The organism is Azospirillum sp. 11R-A (genome assembly GCF_049472615.1).
GTDB lineage: Bacteria > Pseudomonadota > Alphaproteobacteria > Azospirillales > Azospirillaceae > Azospirillum > Azospirillum palustre.
Genome location: NZ_JBCEBL010000004.1, coordinates 330,678 through 352,515, shown reverse-complemented (window position 1 = coordinate 352,515; position 21,838 = coordinate 330,678). Strand labels below are relative to the sequence as shown.

The following is a 21,838-nucleotide window of genomic DNA, read 5'->3' as shown; positions in this document are numbered from 1 at the left end:
TCAACCGCAGACCAGTTCTGATCCGCACTCTAAACCCTCTGTTCGACTCGTTGCCGTTGGTCTTTGTGGACAGCTGGGACGAGGTGCGCGAGCAGGGAAATCCGGAGCGATGGCTCGATCAATTCGGCGACGCAACGGCCGGGGAACGGGTGTGGCGTCGCCTTCACCCACAGCGATCTATCGAAATCATGCGTGCCGCATTGAGCGGCCCGGTTTCGCTGGACCGATCCTGAAGCGTTCACTTGGCGTCACGTCCGCTGTTTCGGATGGAAGAAGGACTGAGGGCGCAGAGGGGCGTCGTTGAACAGGCCGAAAGCCTGAATGACCATTCCGGTCGGTACGGTGAGGCCGCGGGCGACGCCGCTCCCCTTGAGGACGCCACCCCGCCGGTCCGGGTCCGGGTCGCGGTGGCTGCCGCCAGCCTGGAGCCTGCAATTCTGCATCCGGATCGCGCCGAGGACCTGGGCCCCGTCACCGATATGGTTGTCGAGTGCGAGCGAACCGGCGCCGAGCAGCCGGACGCGGCTGCCGATCTCGATCAGGCCGTCGGGATGATCGGCCTTGATGGTGAAGCCACCCTCTTCGCCGATTTCGGTGTCGGCACCGATTGTCACCCGCGTGCCGGCAGCGACGATGCGGGTGCCGGGAAAGAGCCGGGTGCCGCTGCCGACCGTCACCGCGCCGCCCCCCGTCGCCTGAACGATCGTGCCGGGCCAGAGCGTGACGCCGGCCGCCAGGGTGACGCCCGGCGAAACCAGGGTCGAAAACGGATCGAGCACCAGAACACCGTCGTCGGCAAGCGCTGCCACCGCTTCGACGGGCAGGAAACCGGCGCATCCGCGCGCCCGGTTGGCGGCGGCGACGAGGGAGTCACTCAAGGTCGCCGGCCTCCGCAGGCCTCGATCCGGGCAGAGCCGGGAGCCTTCGGTTAACAGTGTTTCGCCGATTTCCCATAACGGTGACATCCACCATTCATTCGGCCCTTGTATGAACAATTGGAAACAATGGTGCCGGCAAACAATGCGCCATGCAGAAATATGGGGGCGGTCGAAGGAACAGGGAAAGTTGCCTTTGCCCCTCGTCGCCATTGATATCAGCCTTTCCCTGAAGTGCCAAAGCTTTTGGGCGACGCGATATCGTCAGAGAAAACAAGAACACAAGTTCAATCGGAGGATTCCTCTCATGGTTGGTGCGGTTGCCAAGATGAAGTCTGTCGGTGTCGGCATCGGCGCGCTGGTTGCGCTTGCCGCGATCCCGGCTTATGCGCAGGGAAGCGTCACCGTCATGTGCGGTGTGCAGGAGGAATGGTGCAAGGCCATGGTCGTCGCCTTCGAGAAGAAGACCGGCATCGGCGTCGCCATGACCCGCAAGAGCGCCGGCGAGGCTCTGGCCCAGATCCGCGCCGAGGCGGCCAATCCGAAAATCGACATCTGGTGGGGCAGCTCGGGCGATCCGCATCTCCAGGCGGCCGAGGAGGGCCTGACCGTTGCCTACGAGAGCGGGCAGATGAAGGACCTGCAATCCTGGGCGGAGAGCCAGTACAAGCAGTCGCAGGGACGTAGCGTCGGCATCTATGCCGGTGCGCTCGGCTTCGTCTACAACACCGAGATGCTTGCCAAGCGGGGCATCCAGCCGCCGAAATGCTGGGCCGACCTGCTGCGCCCGGAATTCAAGGGCGAGATCCAGATGCCCAACCCCAATTCGTCGGGGGGAGCCTATACCGCGGTGGCGACCCTGGTGCAGATCTTCGGGGAGGATGCCGGCTTCGATTATCTGAAGAAGCTGAACGAGAGCGTCAACCAGTACACCAAGTCCGGGGCCGCACCCGCGGCGGCGGTGGCGCGGGGCGAGACGCTGGTCGGCATCTCCTGGGTCAACGACAGCGTCATCCAGAAGGTGAACAAGTTCCCGGTCGAGATCTCGACCCCCTGCGAGGGAACCGGCTACGAGATCGGTTCGATGAGCATCCTGAAGGGTGCCAAGAACCTTGAGGCGGCCAAGAAGTTCTACGACTTCGCCCTGACGCCGGAAGCCCAGGATTACGGTGCCACCAACTTCCAGATGACACCGTCCAACAAGCGGTCGGTGCTGCCGCCCGACGCGCCGAAATTCGAGGATGTCCGGCTGATCGACTATAATTTCCAGAAATACGGCATGGCCGAGGAGCGCAAGCGGCTGCTGGGCCGTTGGGATGCCGAGATCAAGTCCGCCGCCAACTGAGCAGGCGGCCCGGCTTCGGCAAGCCCGCTTCCCCCCATGCCGGGGGAGGCGGGCTTTTCCGTTTGCGGGAACCGGTTCGGCGTCAGGGCTGTCCCGGCAGGGCCGAAATCTCCGCCCGGCCGCGGGCCGCGGCCGGGGCGCCGCCCAGGACGTTGCGGATCTGGGCGGCCAGCAAGGGCTTCTGGTAGGGCTTCTGAATGAAGTGGATGTCGAGCGGCAGACTGGCGCTTTCCACTAGAAAGTCCCGCGCATAGCCGGAGCAGAAAAGGGTCTGGAGCGTCGGTTGCCGGATTTTGGCGATAGCGACCAGGGCGGGGCCGTTCATGCCGCCGGTCAGGATGACGTCGGTGAACAGGAGATCGAACGCCGTCCCCTCCAGCAGGAGCAGGGCCTCTTCCGCCGAGGCCGCCGGCACCGCCCGGTAGCCCAGCGCCGTCAGCATGTCGACCGTGGTCGTGCGGACGGCGGGGTCGTCCTCCACCACCAGGATGCGCTCGGGACCGCCTTCAACCGGGCTGGGGTCGCGCGGCAGGACCCGTGTTTCCGGCAGCATCCGGGCACGCGGGAAGGCCATCGCCACCAGCGTGCCGACACCGGCCTCGCTCTGGATATCGACCTTGCCGCCCGACTGGCGGACGAAGCCATAGACCATCGACAGGCCGAGCCCGCTGCCCCGCCCGAAGCGCTTGGTGGTGAAGAAGGGCTCGAAGACGCGCGACAGCACGGCGGGCGGCATGCCGCTGCCGTCGTCGCGGACCGACAGGACGATGGCGTCGCTCCCATCCTGTCTGGAATCCTGCGTGGCGGCTTCGGTGGCGATGACGATGGTGCCGCCATCGGGCATGGCGTCGCGGGCATTGACGACGAGATTGAGCAGCGCGTTTTCCAACTGGCCTGGATCGACCAGGGCGGGGGGCAGCCCCGGCGTCAGCGCCGTCTTCAGGACGATGCCGCCGCCCAGCCCGTAGGCCAGCAGGTCGAGCATGCCCTCCACCAGTTCGTTCAGGTCGACCGCCTGAGGCTGCAACGCCTGCTGCCGCGAGAAGGCCAGCAGCCGCTGGATCGTCGTGGCGCCGCGCTCTGCGGCGTCGAGCGCCCGCAGCGCTTTGCCGCGCACCGGGTCCTGCTCCGGCGACTCGTCGTGGATCATCTGCAGATTGCCCATGATCGCGGCGAGCAGGTTGTTGAAGTCGTGGGCGATGCCGCCGGTCAACTGGCCGACCGCCTCCATCTTCAGGGCGTGGCGCAGCTGCTTCTCGATGTCCTTGCGTTCGGTCAGGTCGGAATAGGTGGTGATGAAGCCGCCGGACGGCATCGGGCTGCTGTGCAACTCCACCACCCGGCCATCGGGGAAGTGATGCTCGCAGCGGACCGCCTGTTCCGTGCGCAGCCGGGTCAGCGCGTCGAGATCGACGCTGCTGCCGTCGAGCATGCGGATACCGACCCCGCGCCGCAACAGGCTGCGTTGCAGTTCCGCCAGCTCCCGACCGGCGACCTCGGCCGGGGTGAAGCCGTTGAGGTCGAGGAAGCGCGGATTCCAGGTGACCAGCCGGCCGTTCTCGTCGAACACTGACAGCCCGTCGTTCATGTTGACGAACACGGCTTCCAGCATCCGCGAATTTTCGCCGAGCTTGCGGGCCAGCGCGTCGCGCTCCGCGACATTCTCCTTGAACACGCTGAAGGCGCGGGCAAGATCGCCAATCTCGTCGGGCCGCCCGGTGGCGGGGACGCTCACCAGCCTGTCGCCGCCGGCCAGCGCCGACATCGCCCGCGTCACCGCGCGCAGGTTGCCGGCGACATCGCGCATGACATAGACCGCCGCGGCGATTGCGGCGAGCGCACACAGGGCACCCAGGGCGAGGATGCTGGCCTTGCCCGAGGACAGGGCGGAGAAGGTCGCGTCCCCCCGGCTGCGCGCCGCCGTCTGCATCGTGCTGGTGACGCTCTCAACCTCGCGGTTCAGCTGGACCGACAGGGTGTTGGCGGCGGCGACCAGGAAGCGGCTGCGCTGCTCGATGCCGAGCTGGCGGGTGCGGATGTCGAAGACGGACGACTGGGTGTCCAGCACGGTCAGAAGCTGGTCGAGCGAAGGGGCCATGATCGCCAGCGCCGGAGCGGTGGTGTCGATTGCCCGCAGGCTCTGCCGGTCGGCGTCGAAGCCGCCGTACCAGCGGGCGAGGTCGGCCGGGTTGGTCGTCGTCAACGCAGCCGAGACGGCGTCGCGCGTGCGGTCGGCCAGCCGCAGGACAGAGAAGGGCAGGGGCGGCGCCCCGGTTCCCTCAAGGCCGGGAAAGCCGGGATGCTCGAAGGTCCTGGCCGCGGCCCCGGCCAGTGTCTCGCCGAGGATGCGCTGGTGTTCCAGCCCGAGCCGGATCGCCGACGCCTCCGCCCGCACGGCGATGGCCTCTCCGGTGACGTCCATCAGGTTGCGCAAGGTGCCGTCGAGCCGGCCGGCGAGGCGGACCAGCGACGGCACGTCGGACGGGACATGCAGCGAGGCGCGCTCCAGTCCCGGCAGGCGGTTGACCAGCCCGGTCAGGTCGGCGAGCTTGAGTTCGAGCTGGCTGCGCTCCTCGTCCAGGCTGGGCGTCGCCTCGATGGCGGCGATGAAGGGCGCGCGGGCGGCGAGGCCGGTGCTCAGCTCCGCCATCCGCATCGCCAGAGCGATGTTGCCCAACCCCTCGCGCTGGAGGGAGAGCAGGGCGCGTTCCGTCTCCCCCAGCCCGAACCAGCCGACCCCGCCGACCGCGGTCGTCAGGACCACCATGGCTCCGAAGGCGGCGAGCAGCCGGCCGCGAACACTAACGGGGGACAGCATGCGTCTGACCATCGGGTTGGAGGCTAGCGCCGGCCACCCCGCCGGCGCCAGCGGGAAAATCAGCGGCCGGCGCGAACGGGGCGGTAGGAGACGGGGCGGAGGGCCTCAGCGCGCGACGGCGGCGATGCCGTCGCCGGTGAAGGTCGCGAGCGCGCTGGCCCCCGCCGGCACCGGGTTGGCGACGTTCGGATCGACCACGAACAGGTCGCCGAACTCGCTGACCAGCCCATACTCCATGTGCGAGCCGAGATAGGTCGCCTTGCGGACCGTCACCGGGATGCCGTCTCCGCCAGTCTCGCCGGCCGACACGGTGCGCAGGCGGATCGCGTTCGGCCGGACGGCCAGCAGCACCTCGCCGGCCGGCAGTCCGGGATCGGGGACCGACAGCGTCAGCGGCCCGAGCGCCACCGTGGCCATGCCGCCGCTGCGCCCCACCAGTTCACCGTCGATCAGGTTGGCACCGCCGATGAAGTCGGCGACGAAGCGGTTCTTCGGCCGGCGGTACAGCTCGTCCGGCGTGCCGGTCTGGGCGATCACCGATCTGTTCATCACGATGATCCGGTCGGAGACGGCCAGCGCCTCCTCCTGGTCGTGGGTGACGTAGACGGAGGTCAGGCCGAGCTTCTGCTGAAGCTCGCGGATGTCGTCGCGCATCTTGCGGCGCAGCTTGGCGTCGAGGTTGGACAGCGGCTCGTCGAACAGCAGGACCTCCGGCTCCAGCACCAGGGCGCGGGCGACGGCGACGCGCTGCTGCTGGCCGCCGGACAGCTCGCTCGGCAGGCGCTGGCCGTAGCCGCCGAGCCCGACCAGTTCCAGCCCTTCCGCCGCCTTGGCTGCGGCGTCGCGCTTGCGCACGCCGCTGACCACCAGACCGTAGGCGACGTTGTCGGCCACACTCATGTGCGGGAACAGGGCGTAGGACTGGAACACCATGGTCACGTTGCGGTCGGTGGCCGACAGCCGGGTGACGTCCTTGCCGCCGATCAGGATGGTCCCGCTGCTCGCCATCTCCAGCCCGGCGATCATGCGCAGCGTGGTGGTCTTGCCGCAGCCGGACGGCCCCAGCAGGGTGACGAGGGTGCCCGATTCGATGGTGAAGCTGACGTTGTCGACGGCGGCCGTGTTGCCGTAGCGGCGGCTGACGTTGCGGAACTCGACGCCCGCGGGCTTGCTGGCGATGCTCATACCGGCTTCTCCTGAAGCGTGACGGGGGTGGCGGTGCGGCGGCCGATGCGGCGCTCGCCGACAAGCAGCTGGATGAGGGCGATGACGACCGACATCAGGACGATCAGGGCCGAGCTGTAGGCGATGGCGAGGCCGAAATCGCCCTGCTCGACGCGGCCGACGATGTAGGCGGTCGCCAGTTCGTATTTCGGACTGACCAGGAAGATCACCGCGCTGATCGAGGTGATGGCCCGGACGAAGCTGTAGACCAGCGAGGCGACGATGGCCGGGCGCAGCAGCGGCAGGATCACCCGGCGGATCGTCTGCACGCTGCCGGCCCCCAGCGTCAGCGAGCATTCGTCGAGGCTGCGGTCGATCTGCGACATGGCGGCGACGCCGGCCCGGATGCTGACCGGCATGTTCCGGAAGACGAAGCAGACGATCAGGATGGTGACGGTGCCGGTCAGCTCGATCGGAGGCTGGTTGAAGGCGAGGATGTAGCTGATGCCGATCACCGTGCCGGGGATGGCGAAGCTCAGCATCGTCAGGAACTCGAAGGCGCCCTGGCCTTTGAAGCGCTGGCGCACCAGCAGATAGGCGGTGAGCAGGCCGACGGCGGCGGTCAGCGGAGCCGACAGGGCGGCGACCTCGATGGTCGTGAACAGCGAGCCCCAGGCGCGGCCGGACCAGATCAGCCCGCCCGGACCCCAGCTGAGGTCGAAGGCCGCCAGATAATGGCGCAGGGTCAGGCTGTTGTTGCGGCCCCAGTTCTCGGTGAAGCCGCCGAACAGGATCAGGCCATAGAGCACGAAGGTGAAGGCTGCCCAGGGCAGGGCGGTGGCATAGGCGGCGATCTTGATGCCGCGCGGAAGCTGCGACGGGATGCCGTTGTCGCCCTTGCCGCCGACGGTCGCGTAGGATTTCTTGCCGAGCCATTGCCGCTGCACCCAGAAGGCGCCGAGGCACATGAAGAGCAGGATGATGCCCAGCGCGGCGGCACGGCCGGGGTCGTTCTGGGCGCCGACGACCGCGAAATAGATCTTGGTCGACAGCACTTCGAAATTGCCGCCGAGGATCAGCGGGTTGCCGAAGTCGGCCAGGCTCTCGATGAAGCTGATGAGGAAGGCGTTGGCGACGCCGGGACGCATCAGCGGCCAGGTGACGGTGCGGAAGGTGACCCAGCGGCTGGCCCGCAGGGTCTGCGCGGCCTCCTCCAGCGAGGGGCCGATGCCCTGCACGACGCCGATCATCACCAGGAAGGAAATCGGCGTGAAGGCCAGCGTCTGGGTCAGCAGCACGCCGGGAAGCCCGTAGATCCAGCGCGAGACCGGGATGCCGAACCAGTCGGCCAGCACCAGCGTGACGGTGCCGTTGCGCCCGAACAGCAGGATCACGGCAAGGCTGATGACGAAGGGCGGCGTGATGATCGGCAGCACGGTCAGCACGCGCAGCAGCTTCTTGGCGCGGAAGCCGGTGCGCACCGCCACCAGGGCGAAGGCCAGCCCGAGCAGGGTCGTCGCGATGCCGGTCATCACCGCCAGGAAGACGCTGTTCCACACCACCCCGCAGGCTTTCGCCTCGGTCAGGCAGGACAGGCGCCAGATGTCGGGGGCGGCGAGGCGTGACCACAACGCCGCGGCCGAGAAGGCGCCGCTGCCGGTGTCGCCGGCTCCGCTCAGCACATAGCCGACCGGCAGGAAGACGAAGGCGGCGATGGCGGCCAGCACCAGCCCGATGGCGCCCGCCGTGAAGCGGTCGCCCTTCATGAAGCCCAGCCCGGCGAAGCCGTTGGTCATCAGGAACAGGAAGGACAGTGCGGTTAGCGCCGCTCCGGCGCCGAAGCCGCCCTGGCCCAGCGGCAGCGGACCGAACAGCGCGCCGAGCCAACCCCAGGCCCATCCATTGAGGCCGATGGCGAAGCCCTGTGCGGCGACCCAGGCCAGCCCGAAGGCTCCGCTCGCCAGCAGGATCGCCGGTTGCCGGGCGTGGAGCCGGGGCAGGGCGGTGGCGACGAGCGCCAGGATCAGCGGCAGGGCGGCGGGCAGGAGCCACCAGCGCCCGTTGGTCAATCCGTCGATCAGGGCGGAGCCGGCCGGGCCTGGGGACGGTGGTGCAAGTGCGGGCTGGGTGCCGCTGCCGGCGAACCAGGGCAGCAGGGCGAAGCCCACCCACCCCAGCGCCAGCCAGACTGCTGAACGAGGACGCATCACTTCACCTGCGAATTCTTGCGGTCCGGGCATGACCGCCCCTTCCCTCCCCCTGTGGCGGGGGGAGGGTGGCGACGGATGTCCTGATCGGTGGGAAAGGCCGGACAGCGGTTACGCTGTAACCGCCATTCGGCAACCGTTATTCAGCAACCGTTACTTGGCGACGGCCTTGATTTCGGCGTCCCAGCGCGACAGCAGGCGCTTGCGCTCTTCGGCGGTGCCGAATTTCTGGAAGTTGTAGTCGATCATGCGGATCGCCTCCAGCTTCGGCGCCTCCGGCGGGATCGCCGCCTTGCGGTTGGACGGCATCTGGAACTGCTTGGTCTCGGCGCCGGTGGCCTGACCTTCCGGCGACAGGGCGAACTCGTAGAAGGCCTTGGCGGTGTCGAGGTTCTTCGTGCCCTTGATGATGCTGACCGAGCCGATCTCGTAGCCGGTGCCCTCGCAGGGGGCGGCGACATCGACCGGGAAGCCGTTCACCTTCTGGTTGATGCCGTCATGCATGAAGATGATGCCGACCAGCGTTTCGCTGCGCGCGACGGCCGCCGCCGGGGCGCTGCCCGACTTGGTGTACTGGTTGACGTTGTCGTTCAGCTTCTTCAGGTAATCGAACGCCCCATCCTCTCCCAGAACCTGGACCAGGGTGGCCAGCGCGGTGTAGGCGGTGCCCGACGCGTTGGGGTTCGCGATCTGGATTTCTTCCTTGAATTCCGGACGCAGCAGGTCGGCCCAGCATTTCGGCGCGCTGATCTTGCGCTTGGCCAGAAGCTCGGTGTTGTAGACGAAGCCGAGCGCACCGGCATAGATGCCGACGCTGCGCCCCTGCGACTGCTTGTACTGGCTCTGCGCCCAGGGCTGGAGGTCCGCGAACTGCGGGCTTTCGTAGGCCATCGTCAGCCCTTCCTCGGCCGCCTGCAGATGCGGGTCGCCGGGGCCGCCCCACCAGACATCGGTCTTCGGGTTGGCGGACTCGGCGCGGATCTGCGCCAGCGCCTCACCGGCGCTCTTGCGGCTCATGGCGACGGCGGTGCCGGTCTTCTTCTCGAAGGCGACGGCAATCGCCTTGCACCATTCCTCCTGCACGCCGCAGAGAACGGTGAGGGGGCCTTGCGCCTTGGCCGGGGTCGCCGTCAGGGCGATCACGGAGCCGGCCGCCAGGATGCCGAGGCCGACCGACTTGATCCAGTTGCCAGCGGATGTCACGGAACACTCCTCCCTTGGAGTTCGGGTTGATTTTTGACGATCGCGCATTTGTTCGCTTCCCCAACGTAAGCGGTCAGGGTGAACGGCGAATGTCACGCTTCAAGGGAGTGGCTGTAACTTTGTTAACAGAAGCCCGCTTGGGGGCGGCTGTCAGTGGCCGAACGCCTCGATGTCGCAGTCGAAGACATATCCCAGCCCGCGCTCGGTGCGGATCAGCCAGGGCTGCTGCGGGTTGCGTTCGATCTTGCGGCGCAGGCGCAGGATCAGCACGTCGATGGTCCGGTCGAAGACGTCGTCCCGGTCATGGTGGGTCAGGTCGAGGATCTGGTTGCGGCTGAGCACCCGGCCATGGGCGCGGACCAGCGCCACCAGAAGATCGAACTCGGCCACCGTCAGCGGTACCGGCTTGCCGGCCGGGTCGAACAGCCGCCGCCCGTCCTCGTCCAGGGTGAAGCCGGCGAAGCGGTAGCCGCGCTTGCAGGGCGCCGGGACGGGAACGCTCTCGCGGGCAGTGCGGCGCAGGACCGCCTTCACCCGCGCGATGAACTCGCGGTTGTTGAACGGCTTCACGATGTAATCGTCGGCGCCGACCTCCAGCCCCATGATGCGGTCGATGTCGTCGCCGCGGCCGGTCAGCATGATGATCGGGATATCCATCGTGCCCCGCACCTGGGCGGCGATGGAGATGCCGTCGCGGTCGGGCAGCCGCAGGTCGAGCACGATCAGGTCGAGCCGTCCGGCGCCGAGCACCGTCATCAGCGTCGCCGCGTCGGGACAGCGCACCGTCTCGTACCCCTCGCCGGCAAGCAGGTCGGCGACCATCTGGAGGACATCGGGATCGTCGTCGACGATCCCGATCGTCAGACGCCTGCCGCCATTCGGTGACGTGTTCGATGACATCCTGCCCGCCCGCTGATGAGGGCGCAGGATCGCATTCCTTCCCGCCGGGATCAACCGGTCTGGCCGGGATTTCCAATCGGTTCCGCAGCCTGGCCTGTTCCATTGAGCGCGTGGTAGCTGCGGATCACCTGGCTGTCGTCCATCGCCCCCTCTCCGCGGCCGGAGGCGGCGAGGAACATCTGGTGGGCGACGGCAGCCAGCGGCAAGGCCGCCTTGGTGTCGCGGCCGGCCTCCAGCACGATGCCGAGATCCTTGACGAAGATGTCGACGGCGCTGGTGATGCCGGGATCGGCCTGCAACATGCGCGGACCGCGGTCCTTCAGCATCCAGCTCGACGCCGCGGAGCCGCTCATGATCTCCAGCAGGATGTCGAGATCGACGCCGACCTTGGCGGCGAGCGCGAAGGCTTCGGCGACCACGGCGATGTGGACGCCGCAGAGCAGCTGGTTGACGGTCTTCACCGTGGCGCCCTGGCCCGGCCGCTCGCCGACATGGAAGACCTTGTCCCCCATCGCCGCCAGCACCGGGCGCAGCCGCTCCACCACCGCGGCCGGTGCCGCCGCCATGATCGACAGGGTGCCGGCGACCGCACCCACCACCCCGCCGGACACCGGCGCGTCGACGAAGCAGCGTCCTGCCGCCTCCACCCGCGCCGCCAGGGCGGCCACCGCTCCCGGCGAGCAGGTCGCCATCAGGATCACCGCCGATCCGTCCGGCAAGGCCTCCAGCGCACCGTCGGCGAACAGCGCCTGCTCGGCCTGGGCGGCATTCACCACCATCAGCACCAGCGCATCGGCACCGGCCGCCGCCGCAGCCGCGCTGGCCGCCGGCCGGGCGCCGCGCGACGCCAGGGCGGCGACGCTGTCGCCGCGGACATCGAAGCCCTGCACGGCGAGGCCCTTGGCCAGCAAATTGTTCGCCATGGGCATTCCCATGGACCCGAGGCCGATGAATCCGACAATCGTCATTGTCCGGTGTCCTTGGATGCGGAGACTGTGAAGGGGAGAGAGGCCGGTGCCGGAGCGGGTCAGCCGAGGAAGCCGATCGACACCCAGGGGAACGCCGCGACGACGATCAGCCCGACCGCCAGCGCCGCCAGATATCCCAGGATGGGCTTCATGCCTTCGTCCGGGCTGATGCGGCTGATGGCGCAGGCGGCGTAATAGCCGACACCGAAGGGCGGGGCGAACAGGCCGATGCCCATCGCCAGGATGACGATCATCGCATAATGGACCTCATGCACGCCGATCTGGCGGGCGATGGGGAACAGCAGCGGACCGAACAGCACGATGGCGGGGATGCCTTCCAGCACGCTGCCCAGGATGATGAAGGCGACGATGGACACCGCGATGAACACCGGCACGCCGCCGGGCAGCTCGCGCATTGCCGTCGCCAGGGTGTTGGAGAAGCCCGACTGGGTCAGCGCCCAGGCCATGCCGGTGGCCGCGCCGATGATCAGCAGGATGGCGCCGGACAGGGCCGCGGTATCGACCAGCATCGGATAGATGCGGCGCCAGTCGAACTGGCGGTAGACCAGCAGCCCGGCGATCACGGCATAGACGATGCCGATGGTCGACACCTCGGTCGCCGTCGCCACGCCTTCGATCACCGCGGCGCGGATGATGAAGGGCAGGGCGATGGCGGGCAGGGCGATCAGGAACGCCTTGCCGATCTCGCCCCGGCTGGCGCGGCGGACATGGGACAGGTCCTCGTCGCGATAGCGCCACCAGACCAGCCCGCCGAGCGCCACGCCGAGAACGATGCCAGGCAGCAATCCGCCGGTGAACAGGGCGGCGATGGACACGCCGGTGACCGAGCCGATGGTGATCAGGACCAGGGAGGGCGGAATGGTTTCGGTCTGGGCGCCGGTGGCGGACAGCAGGGCGACCAGATCGCCGGGCTTGGCGCCGCGCGCCTTCATCTCGGGGAACAGCACCGGCGCCACCGCGGCCATGTCGGCTGCCTTGGAGCCCGAGATGCCGGACACGAGATACATGGCGCCGATCAGCACATAGGACAGGCCGCCGCGCACATGGCCGAGCAGGCTGGCGAGGAAGCCGACCATGGCGCGGGCCATGCCGGTCATCTCGATCAACTGGCCGAGAAAGACGAACAGCGGCACCGACAGCAGGATCAGGTGGCTCATCCCCTCGTCCATGCGGCCGACCATGACGATGGCCGGGGTCGAGGTGGCGAGTGACAGGTAGCCGAAGGTGGCGAGCCCGAAGGAGAAGGCGATGGGCAGGCCGAGGAACACCATCACGCCGACGCCGACGACGAAGAAGAGCAGCAGGTTGAGGTTGCCGAGCCCGGCGAAGACCGGACCGGCCAGCACCGCCGCACCGATGGTCGCGACCACCGCCAGCGCCGCCCACAGCACGTCGGCAGCGCGGCCGACACGGGCCAGCCGCAGCAGGGCGACCGAGATCATCAGGACGATGCCGACCGGCAGCGCCGAGGCGCGCCAGGAGTTGGCGATGTCGAGCGCCGGAGTGGTGACCCACACTTCTTCCGAGGCGAATTCATAGGCGGGCTCGGCCATCAGCAGCAGGAAGGCGAGCGCCGCCGTCATGGCCAGCACGTCGAGGAAGGCCTGGGCGCGCGGTCCCAGCATGCCGACCAGCGCCGTCATCCGCATATGCTCGCCCCGGCGCAACGCGACGACCGAGCCGAACATGGCGAGCCAGAGGAACAGGATGGAGGCCAGCTCGTCCGACCAGATGATCGGGCTGTGGAGGAGATAGCGCCAGATGACGCCGACCAGCAGCACGCCGACCTCGGCGAGCACCAGCAGCGCCGCCGGAAGTTCGACGAGGAACCCGATGCCCCGGTCGAGCTGGCCGAGCCAGCGGGCCTGGATGCCGGACGGCTGTCCGGAACCGTGAGCGACGGTTGCCGCCGCATTGATGGGAGTGTTCATGAGGCCAGCCCTTCGGAAGGACGATCGGTGGACGGGACGGCCGACCGGGACCCGCCGCCCCTGAAACCGGTACCATTCGAACCGGGTTCAGGGCGGGGGTGCGGATCGGCCGGGTCGCAATCGACGGCAGTCTCAATGGACGGCAGTCTCAGTCTGGAGGGCCTCGGCCTGGACGGTTTCGGCCCGGACGGTCTCAGCCGAGCTTGCCGGACACCTTCTCCAGCAGTTCCCAGGCGGTCGCGCCGTACTTGTCCTTCCACTCCTGATAGAAGCTGGTCGAGGACAGCGCCTTGCGGAACGGCTCGCGGTCGACGGTGTGGAAGGTCAGCCCCTTGGCGGCCAGATCCTTCTGAAGGCTGTCGTTCAGGGCGGCGATGTCGGCGCGCTGGTCGTCGGCCGAGCGGTCCAGTTCGCGGCCGACGATCCCCTGGACATCGGCCGGCAGCTTGGCGAAGGCCCGCTTGTTGCCCAGCACCCAGTAGCCGTCCCAGACATGGCCGGTCAGGCTGCAGGTCTTCTGCACCTCGTACAGGCGGGCGGTGGCGATGATCGCCAGCGGGTTTTCCTGCCCCTCCACCACCACGGTCTGGAGCGCGGAATACAGCTCGTTGAAATTGATCGGGGCGGGAGCGGCGCCGATGGCCTTGAACAGCGAGGTCAGCGCCGGCGCCGGCGGCACCCGCATCTTGAAGCCCTTGATGTCGTCGGCGGTCTTGATGACGCGGGTGGAGGAGGTGACGTGGCGAAAGCCGTTGTCCCAGATCTTGCCGAGCGTCATGATCGGGGTCTTGGCGATCTCGGCGCGGATGTGCTTGCCGAGGTCGCCGTCCATCGCCTGCCAGACGGCGTTGTAGTCGTTGAAGGCGAAGCCCATGCTGGTGATGCCGGACACCGGGACGAAGGTGGCGAGGATCAGCGAGCTGAGATTGAAGATCTCGACGCCGCCGTTGCGCACCTGACCCAGCAGGTCGGTGTCGCTGCCCAGCTGGTTGGCCGGGAACAGCTTGATGTCCAGCCGGCCGGAGGTCGCCTCGCGGATGCGGTCGATCGCTTCCTGGGCGCGGATGTTGACGGGATGGGTCGGGTCCTGGCCGGTGGCGTACTTGAACTGGAACTCGGCGGCGTCCGCCGGGTATTTCAGGATGGTGACCAGCGGCATGGCGCCGGCGGCGGCCAGAACGGCGCGGCGGCTGGGACGGAAGGAGGTCGCGCGGAAGGGCGGCATCTTGAGCATGGTTTCCTCTCCGGAGGTCTATGATTGGTTTTTTGGGGTTCGGCTTTCTTGGGCGGCTGGATCTGACGGCGGCCAGGGCGGGGAGACAGCCTCCCCGCGTCCCGAAGGCCCTTACAGCCAGCCCTTGATGCTGGCCGCCATCGCATCGGTGGAGATGCCGTAGAGGTCGTGCAGGGTCGGCAGGGCGCCGGCCTTCAGGAACTCGTCGGGCAGGCCGATCTGGCGGAAGACCGGGGTGACGCCGGCGCGCAGCAGGGTGCCGGCCACCGCCTCGCCCAGCCCGCCGATGACGGTGTGGTTCTCCGCCACCACCACCATGCGGCCGGTGCGCGCCGCCTCGCGCAGGATGGTCTCGGTGTCGAGCGGCTTGATGGTGGGGACGTGCAGCACGGCGACGCCGACCTTGTCGGCCTCCAGCCGCTGCGCCACCTCCAGCGCCCGCATCGTCATGATGCCGGACGAGATGACCAGCACGTCGGCGCCGTCGCGCAGCAGCTTGGCCTTGCCGAGTTCGAATTGGTAGTCGTACTCGTCCAGCACCAGCGGGACATTGCCGCGCAGCAGGCGCATATAGACCGGGCCGTTGTGGGCGGCCATGGCGGGCACCACCTGCTCGATCTCGTGCGCGTCGCAGGGGTCGATCACCACCATGTTCGGCATGGCGCGGAACAGCGCCAGATCCTCGGCCGCCTGATGGCTCGGGCCATAGCCGGAGGTCAGGCCCGGCAGGGCGCAGGCGATCTTGACGTTGCGATTCTCCTCCGCAATCGTCTGGTGGACGAAGTCGTAGGCGCGGCGCGAGGCGAAGACGGCGTAGGTGGTGACGAAGGGCATCATGCCCTCATGCGCCATGCCCGACGCGGCACCCATCAGCAGCTGTTCGGCCATCCCCATCTGATAGAAGCGGTCCGGGAAGGCCTGGGCGAAGATGTGCAGGTCGGTGTATTTGGCGAGATCGGCGGTCATGCCGACGATCTCCGGCCGCTGCTTCGCCAGCTCGACCAGCGTATGGCCGAAGGGGGCCGGTTTCGTCCGCTGCCCCTCCGCCGCGATGGAGGCGATCATGGCGGAGGTCTTCAGGCGCGGCTTGGCGGCGTTGGAGCCGGGGGTGGTGGCGGCGGTGCTCATGCGGTCCTCCCGGCGTCGAGCGCGTCCAGCGCCAGCTGCCATTCGTGCGCGTCGACGCGGATGAAGTGGTTCTTTTCGCGGGATTCGAGGAAGGGCACGCCCTTGCCCATCTTGGTGTCGCAGACGATCATCCGCGGCTTGGGCTCCGGGTGGGACTTGGCGGCGTCGAAGGCGGCGACCACCGCGTCCATGTCGTTGCCGTCGATCCGCTGGACGAACCAGCCGAAGGCCTCCAGCTTGTCCACCAGCGGCTCGAACGCCATCACCTGGGTCGACGGGCCGTCGGCCTGCTGGTTGTTGACGTCGACCATGGCGATCAGATTGTCGAGCTTGTAATGGGCGGCCGACATGATGGCTTCCCACACCGAGCCCTCGTCCAGCTCGCCGTCGGAGAACAGGGTGTAGACGCGGCTGGCGGAGTTCTTGCGCTTCAGCCCCAGCCCGATGCCGACCGCGATGCCGAGGCCGAGGCCGAGCGAGCCGCCCGACATCTCCATGCCCGGCGTGTAGGCGGCCATGCCCGACATCGGCAGGCGGCTGTCGTCGCTGCCGTAGGTCTCCAGCTCTTCGGCCGGGACGATGCCGGCCTCGATCAGGGCGGCGTAGAGGGCGATGGCGTAATGGCCGTTGGACAGCAGGAAGCGGTCGCGCCCCTCCCAATGCGGATCCTCGGGCCGGTACGTCATGGCGTGGAAGTAGGAGACCGCCAGCACGTCGGCGATGTCCAGCGCCTGCCCGATATAGCCCTGGCCCTGCACTTCGCCCATCAGCAGGGCGTTGCGGCGGATGCGGTAGGCGCGTTCGGCCAGCGGCACATTGTGCCCCAGCGGGGTGGTGTCGGTTGCGGTGTCCACGGGAGGTGTCTCCAGCATTTCGGGATCAGTGGATCAGCATGCCGCCGTTGACGTCGAGCGTGGCGCCGGTGACGTAGGAGGACAGCTCGGACGCCAGGAACAGGCAGGAGCGGGCCACGTCGTCGGCGTCGCCCAGGCGGTTCAGCGGAATGCCCTTCAGGATTTCCGTCCGCAGTTCCGGGGTCAGCTTGTCGCCGGTGATGTCGGTCTGGATCAGGCCGGGCGTGACCGAGTTGACGCGGACATTGTCCGGTCCCAGTTCGCGCGCCATCGCCTTGGCCAGACCCAGCACGCCGGCCTTGGCCGCGCTGTAATGCGGGCCGCCGAAAATGCCGCCGCCGCGCTGCGCCGACACCGACGAGATGCATACGATGGAGCCGGACTTGCGCTCCCGCATGTGGGGGACGACCGCCTGGCTCATGTAGAGCGTGCCGCGCAGGCTGACGTCGGTCACCGCCTCGTAATTCTTCGGGCCGATGTCCATGAACTTCAGCGGCTGGGTGATGCCGGCGTTGTTGACCAGCACGTCGATGCGGCCGAACTCCTCCACCACGCGGTTGGCGGCGGCGAAGCAGGCGTCGCGGTCGGTCACGTCGCAGGCCAAGCCGCGATGCGCCTCGCCCAGTTCGGCGGCGGCTTCGGCAGCCTGGGCGGCGTCGAGATCCAGGATGATCGCGCGCCCGCCATGCAGCGCGAAGAGCTTGGCGGTCGCCCGGCCGATGCCGCGGCGCGACGCCGCCCCGGTGATCACACAGACCTTGTTGGACAGCAGCATGGTCGCTTCCTCTTCTCGAAGCAGGCTCCGCCGTGGCGGCCATGCGGGTGCCGCGACGGAGCATCGGATTTGTTGGGAGTTTTGTCGGGCTATCGGGGTGTTCGGTGTGGTCCGCTGATGGTTCGTTCAGCCGACCGTTGAGGAAATACTATGTTCTTGAGATGAGCCTGACAAACGAATAAGATCGCAATTAGATGAACTGAATTCACTGAAATGCTGCGATGCGGAAGCGGGTCTCAATCAAGGCGTTGCAAGCGTTCGAGGCTGCCGCGAGGTTGCAATCCTTTGCAACCGCAGCGCAGGATCTCGGGCTGACGCCGTCGGCGATCAGCCATCAGGTGAAGCTTCTGGAGGAGCAGCTGGGCTTTCCGCTGTTCCATCGGGTTCACCGGTCGGTGACGCTGACCGACGCGGGGCGGGCCTATGCCTCCGAAATCATCGCCGCCTTCGCCCGCATCGACACCGCCACGCGCAACGCCACCACCGCCGGGGCTGGCACCACCATCCTGACCGTGCGTTCGATGCCGAGCTTCGCCACGCAATGGCTGATGCCGCGGCTGAACCGCGTGAAGGAGCTTCACCCGGCCATCGACATCCGGCTCCAGGCATCGGTCTCACCCATCGACCTGACGACGGGGGCGGTGGACATCGACATCCGCTACAAACCCGGTCCGCCGCCGTCCGGTTGCGTGATGGCCCAGTTCCCGGAGGACACCATCGTGCCGATGTGCGCCCCGGAGCTGGCCAATGGCCTGAACCCGATCCGCCGGCCGCAGGATCTGAGCCGCCATATCCTGATCCATTCGGAAATCAACATCGTCGGCTGGCGCGACTGGGCCCGCCGGCATCGCGGCGTACAGCTGGACATGGAGCGCGGCCTGCGCTTCGACCGGTCCTTCATGGCGATCAACGCCGCGGTGAACGGGATGGGGGTCTGCCTGGACAGCCTGCTGCTCGCCCGGCGGGAACTGGAGTCGGGCAGGCTGGTGATTCCGTTTCCGCCCCGGCCGCTCAAGGCGCAGGGGCATGGCTTCGTGACCTTGAAGTCGTCCTTCGACCTGCCGAAGGTCCGGCTCTTCCGCGACTGGCTGTTCGACGAGTTGGAATCCTGCCGCCAGTGGGAGGAGCGCTACCTCGCGTCCCTGCAAGGGGTGGCGGCGGCGCGTTAAGTGTGCGGAGCCGCCGTCGTTCCCCGGCGGATCAGGGTCGGCACCAGCGGCGGCAGTGCGGCCGGCCGGCTCCCCTCCAGGCAGGCGAGCAGATAGGCGGCGGCGCGCCGGCCGATCTCGTGATTGTCGACGTGCATGGTGGTCAGCGGCGGGTCGAGCTGGCGGCTGATGGCGATGTCGTCGAAGCCGGTGATGCTGAGGTCATGCGGCACCGTCAGTCCCATCGCCCGCGCCTCCAGCAGGGCGCCGAGGGCGAGGTAGTCGTTGCCGCAGATCACGGCGGTCGGCGGCGGATCGGTCGCCAGCATGGCGCGCACGCTCTGCCGGCCGAAATCGATGCTCCATTCGCCTTCGCACAGATGCTGCGGGCGGATGCCGAGGCCGCGTTGGGCCAGCGCCTCGCGCACACCGTCCAGGCGCGCGGCGACACGGTCGTTGCCGGCGGTCGGCTGGATGATGACCCCGATGGTTTCGTGGCCGAGGTCGAGCAGGTGGCGGGCGATGCTGTGGAAGGCCTGCCGGTTGTCGAAGCCGATGCAGGGATGTGGGCTGTCCGGCCGGTGGCTGTAGGTGACGACATAGGGAATGTGCCGGGCCTGGATGCTGGCGAACAGGTCGGGCCGGTGCGCCTCGCCGACAATGGCCAGCGCCTCCACCCCGCGGGCCAGCATCGCCTGGACGTCGTGCGCCGCCTGATCCTGGTCGTAATTGAAACAGCTCAGCAGCAGCGTGATGCCGCGGTCGGCGAAGGCGGCCTGCATCGCCCCGACCTGGGCGGCGAACACCTCGTTGTCGAGGGTGGGGATCACCGCCCCGACGATGGAGGTGCGGCGGCGGGCCAGCGCGCTGCCGGCGGCATGCGGCATCCAGCCCATCGCCTTGGCGGTCGCCAGCACGCGTTCGCGGATCGCCGGGGCAACCTTTTCCGGATTGTTGAAGACGCGCGAAACGGTGGCGATCGACACTTCCGCCGCCGCGGCGACATCCACGGCACGGGGCGCACGCGGTGCACCAGACACACGGGGCGCAGGTCCGGGCTTCGGATCGCGCTCTGACATCGCCGGCATCTCCATAAGGTTGTGCGGAACCGCTTCATTGAAAGCGGTTACATATCCTCCAATCCACGTCAAGTTTGTTGTTGCATCAGTCCGTGACGCGATCTATGTAAGCGCTTACATCAATGGTGCCGGCCCTGTGACGCGCTCACGTTTCCCGGCCCGTTTTTCCCATGGCAACCCGCGAAGGCCCGCCGACGAACGGGCCGCATCAGGAGGAATGGTATGCGCAACGGTCTTCAGGCAGTTCTGGCGAGCGCCGTCACGGCAGGCATGTTGCTGTTCAGTGGCATGGGCAATGCGGCGGAGATCGGCGCGCACACCATGAAGCTGGCGAGCGCCGGTGCCGACGGGTCGCCGCTGGCGCTGGGCATGGCGAAGTTCGCCGAGATCGTGAAGGAGAAGAGCGGCGGCAAGATCAAGGTCCAGCTCTTCACCAACGGCGTGCTGGGCGGCGACGTGCAGATGATCTCCGCGCTCCAGGGCGGCATCGTCGAGATGACGGTGCTGAATGCCGGGCTGCTGTCGAGCCTGGACGACAATTTCGTCATGGTCGACCTGCCGTTCCAGTTCGACTCGCCGAAGGTCGCCGATGCCGTGATGGACGGCCCGGTCGGCAAGACCCTGCTGGACAAGCTGTCGGCCAAGGGGCTGGTCGGTCTCGGTTATTGGGAACTCGGCTTCCGCCAGCTGACCAACAGCCGCCGCCCGATCGCCACGGTGGAAGACATCGCCGGCCTGAAGATCCGAGTCGTGCAGTCGCCGATCTACATCGACCTGTTCAACACGCTGGGTGCCAACGCCGTGCCGCTGCCCTTCCCGGAAGTCTACACCGCGCTTGAGAGCAAGACGGTCGACGGCCAGGAGAACCCGGCCCCCAGCATCCTGACCGCTAAGCTGAACGAGGTGCAGAAGTACCTGACGCTCAGCAACCACATGTACAACCCGCAGGCCGTGCTGGTCGGCGCCAAGTTCTGGGCCAAGCTGAACGAGGACGAGCGCAAGCTGATCCAGGACGCCACGCTGGAAGCGCGCGATTACGAGCGCCGCGTCTCGCGCGAGCAGGCGAGCAAGGCGGTGGACGAGCTGAAGGCCAAGGGCATGACCGTCACCGAGCTGGCCCCGGCGGAAGTCGAGAAGTTCCGCGCCAAGATCCGCCCGGTGGTCGAGAAGTTCTCGCAGAAGGTCGATCCCGCCCTGATGGCGCAGGCCCAGGCCGAAATCGCCAAGGCGCGCGCCGCCCAGTGACGGTGCGGTAAGGCAGCGGAGCAGAGCCATGATCGTCGTCTTCGGATCCATCAACCTCGACATGATCTTCGCCATGGAGGACCTGCCCCTTGCCGGGCAGACCCTGCTGGCGCGGTCGCTGGATTTGCATCCCGGCGGAAAGGGGGCCAACCAGGCCGTCGCCGCCGCCCGCGACGGCGCCGCGGTGACCATGGTCGGGGCCGTCGGCGGCGACGGGCTGAAGGAAACCGCGCTGAGCGGTCTGCGCGGCGCCGGTGTCGATCTGTCCCGTGTCGCGGTGACAGACCGGGCGACCGGCACCGCCGCCGTCTGCACCGACGCGGCGGGCCGCAACCAGATCGTCGTCGCCGGCGGGGCCAACCTGCAGGCGCGTGCCGATCAGGTGGAGGACGCGCTTCTCTCGCCCGGCACGAATCTGATCGTGCAGATGGAGTCCGATCCCGGCGAGACCGCGGCGCTGATCCTGCGCGCCCGCCGGCTCGGGGCGCGGGTGATCCTGAACCTCGCTCCGGCGGCCCCGCTGCCGCTCCCCGTGCTGAAGTCCGTCGACATCCTGGTGGTCAACGAGGATGAGGCGGCGTGGCTCGGCAACCATCTCGGTTGCGCCGGCGACGCGCCGTCGCTCTGTTCCCTGCTGGGCGGCACGGTGATCCGCACGCTGGGCGGCGACGGCGTCGAATGGTCGGCAGTGAACGGCAATGGCCGGCAGCCGGCTCCCGCCGTCGCGGTGCGCGACACCACCGGGGCCGGCGATTGCTTCGTCGGAGTGCTGGCGGCCGAACTGGACCGCGGCCGGCCGCTCGCCGCCGCCATCCGCCGCGCCGCCTGCGCCGCCTCGCTGTCCTGCACGCGGGCCGGCGGTCAGGCCAGCCTGCCGGCGGCGGCGGAAACCGACAGAGCACTCGGCGGGCTGGCGGTCGCCTGACCGGCCACCCGTCCATTC

The 21,838-nt window shown here is 68.1% G+C and carries 17 protein-coding genes; 4 read left to right on the top strand and 13 right to left on the bottom strand.

What is annotated here, in order from left to right; translation table 11 throughout:
• Positions 1-248: 248 nt before the first annotated feature.
• The gene (locus VH569_RS09140) at positions 249-878 is read right to left on the bottom strand and encodes a hypothetical protein (protein ID WP_423315066.1); all 630 of its coding nucleotides are present in this window, start codon (positions 876-878) and stop codon (positions 249-251) included.
• 304 nt (positions 879-1,182) lie between these two features.
• Here VH569_RS09140 and VH569_RS09135 point away from each other — a divergent pair, with 304 nt between their 5' ends.
• The gene (locus VH569_RS09135; protein WP_423315065.1) at positions 1,183-2,220 is read left to right on the top strand and encodes an ABC transporter substrate-binding protein; all 1,038 of its coding nucleotides are present in this window, start codon (positions 1,183-1,185) and stop codon (positions 2,218-2,220) included.
• Between the two features lie 82 nt (positions 2,221-2,302).
• Here VH569_RS09135 and VH569_RS09130 read toward each other — a convergent pair whose 3' ends face one another.
• The 11 genes from VH569_RS09130 to VH569_RS09080 all read right to left on the bottom strand — a co-directional run bounded on the left by VH569_RS09130 (position 2,303) and on the right by VH569_RS09080 (position 17,423).
• On the bottom strand, positions 2,303-5,038 hold the full coding sequence (locus tag VH569_RS09130; protein ID WP_423315064.1) for a PAS-domain containing protein: 2,736 nt from the start codon (positions 5,036-5,038) through the stop codon (positions 2,303-2,305).
• Positions 5,039-5,143: 105 nt separating this feature from the next.
• The gene (locus VH569_RS09125) at positions 5,144-6,223 is read right to left on the bottom strand and encodes an ABC transporter ATP-binding protein (RefSeq protein WP_423315063.1); all 1,080 of its coding nucleotides are present in this window, start codon (positions 6,221-6,223) and stop codon (positions 5,144-5,146) included.
• Positions 6,220-8,409: an ABC transporter permease gene (locus VH569_RS09120; RefSeq protein WP_423315062.1), complete on the bottom strand. Its 2,190-nt coding sequence runs from the start codon at positions 8,407-8,409 to the stop codon at positions 6,220-6,222. Before VH569_RS09120 ends, VH569_RS09125 begins: the two co-directional genes overlap by 4 nt.
• 153 nt (positions 8,410-8,562) lie before the next feature.
• A complete protein-coding gene (locus VH569_RS09115; protein WP_423315061.1) occupies positions 8,563-9,612 on the bottom strand; it encodes an ABC transporter substrate-binding protein in 1,050 nt (349 codons plus the stop codon).
• A 150-nt stretch (positions 9,613-9,762) separates the two neighbouring features.
• A complete protein-coding gene (locus VH569_RS09110; protein ID WP_109096770.1) occupies positions 9,763-10,512 on the bottom strand; it encodes a response regulator in 750 nt (249 codons plus the stop codon).
• 50 nt (positions 10,513-10,562) lie between these two features.
• Entirely contained in the window at positions 10,563-11,480 is a 918-nt protein-coding gene (locus VH569_RS09105) for an NAD(P)-dependent oxidoreductase (protein ID WP_423315060.1), read from the bottom strand.
• Positions 11,481-11,539: 59 nt separating this feature from the next.
• Positions 11,540-13,432 carry a TRAP transporter large permease subunit gene (locus VH569_RS09100; RefSeq protein WP_423315059.1) on the bottom strand — a complete coding sequence of 631 codons (1,893 nt, stop codon included), beginning with the start codon at positions 13,430-13,432 and terminating at the stop codon, positions 11,540-11,542.
• 193 nt (positions 13,433-13,625) lie between these two features.
• A complete protein-coding gene (locus VH569_RS09095) occupies positions 13,626-14,666 on the bottom strand; it encodes a TRAP transporter substrate-binding protein (protein ID WP_174469157.1) in 1,041 nt (346 codons plus the stop codon).
• Between the two features lie 111 nt (positions 14,667-14,777).
• Entirely contained in the window at positions 14,778-15,794 is a 1,017-nt protein-coding gene (locus tag VH569_RS09090) for a transketolase family protein (RefSeq protein ID WP_423315058.1), read from the bottom strand.
• Positions 15,791-16,648 carry a transketolase gene (locus VH569_RS09085; RefSeq protein ID WP_423315057.1) on the bottom strand — a complete coding sequence of 286 codons (858 nt, stop codon included), beginning with the start codon at positions 16,646-16,648 and terminating at the stop codon, positions 15,791-15,793. Before VH569_RS09085 ends, VH569_RS09090 begins: the two co-directional genes overlap by 4 nt.
• A gap of 25 nt (positions 16,649-16,673) precedes the next feature.
• Positions 16,674-17,423 carry an SDR family NAD(P)-dependent oxidoreductase gene (locus tag VH569_RS09080; RefSeq protein ID WP_098738439.1) on the bottom strand — a complete coding sequence of 250 codons (750 nt, stop codon included), beginning with the start codon at positions 17,421-17,423 and terminating at the stop codon, positions 16,674-16,676.
• Positions 17,424-17,644: 221 nt separating this feature from the next.
• On the opposite strand from VH569_RS09080, the gene VH569_RS09075 reads away from it, so the two are divergent.
• On the top strand, positions 17,645-18,592 hold the full coding sequence (locus tag VH569_RS09075; protein ID WP_423315056.1) for a LysR substrate-binding domain-containing protein: 948 nt from the start codon (positions 17,645-17,647) through the stop codon (positions 18,590-18,592).
• Here the strand turns inward: VH569_RS09075 and VH569_RS09070 are convergent.
• Positions 18,589-19,611, bottom strand: coding sequence for a substrate-binding domain-containing protein (locus VH569_RS09070; RefSeq protein WP_423315055.1), 1,023 nt, complete (start codon positions 19,609-19,611; stop codon positions 18,589-18,591). The genes VH569_RS09075 and VH569_RS09070 overlap by 4 nt on opposite strands.
• A gap of 261 nt (positions 19,612-19,872) precedes the next feature.
• Between VH569_RS09070 and VH569_RS09065 the strand changes: the two genes are divergently transcribed.
• Together VH569_RS09065 and VH569_RS09060 are read left to right on the top strand one after the other, a co-directional pair.
• Positions 19,873-20,895, top strand: a complete 1,023-nt coding sequence (locus VH569_RS09065; protein WP_098738441.1) for a TRAP transporter substrate-binding protein — start codon at positions 19,873-19,875, stop codon at positions 20,893-20,895.
• 28 nt (positions 20,896-20,923) lie between these two features.
• Positions 20,924-21,820 carry a ribokinase gene (locus VH569_RS09060; RefSeq protein WP_423315054.1) on the top strand — a complete coding sequence of 299 codons (897 nt, stop codon included), beginning with the start codon at positions 20,924-20,926 and terminating at the stop codon, positions 21,818-21,820.
• Positions 21,821-21,838: the final 18 nt, after the last annotated feature.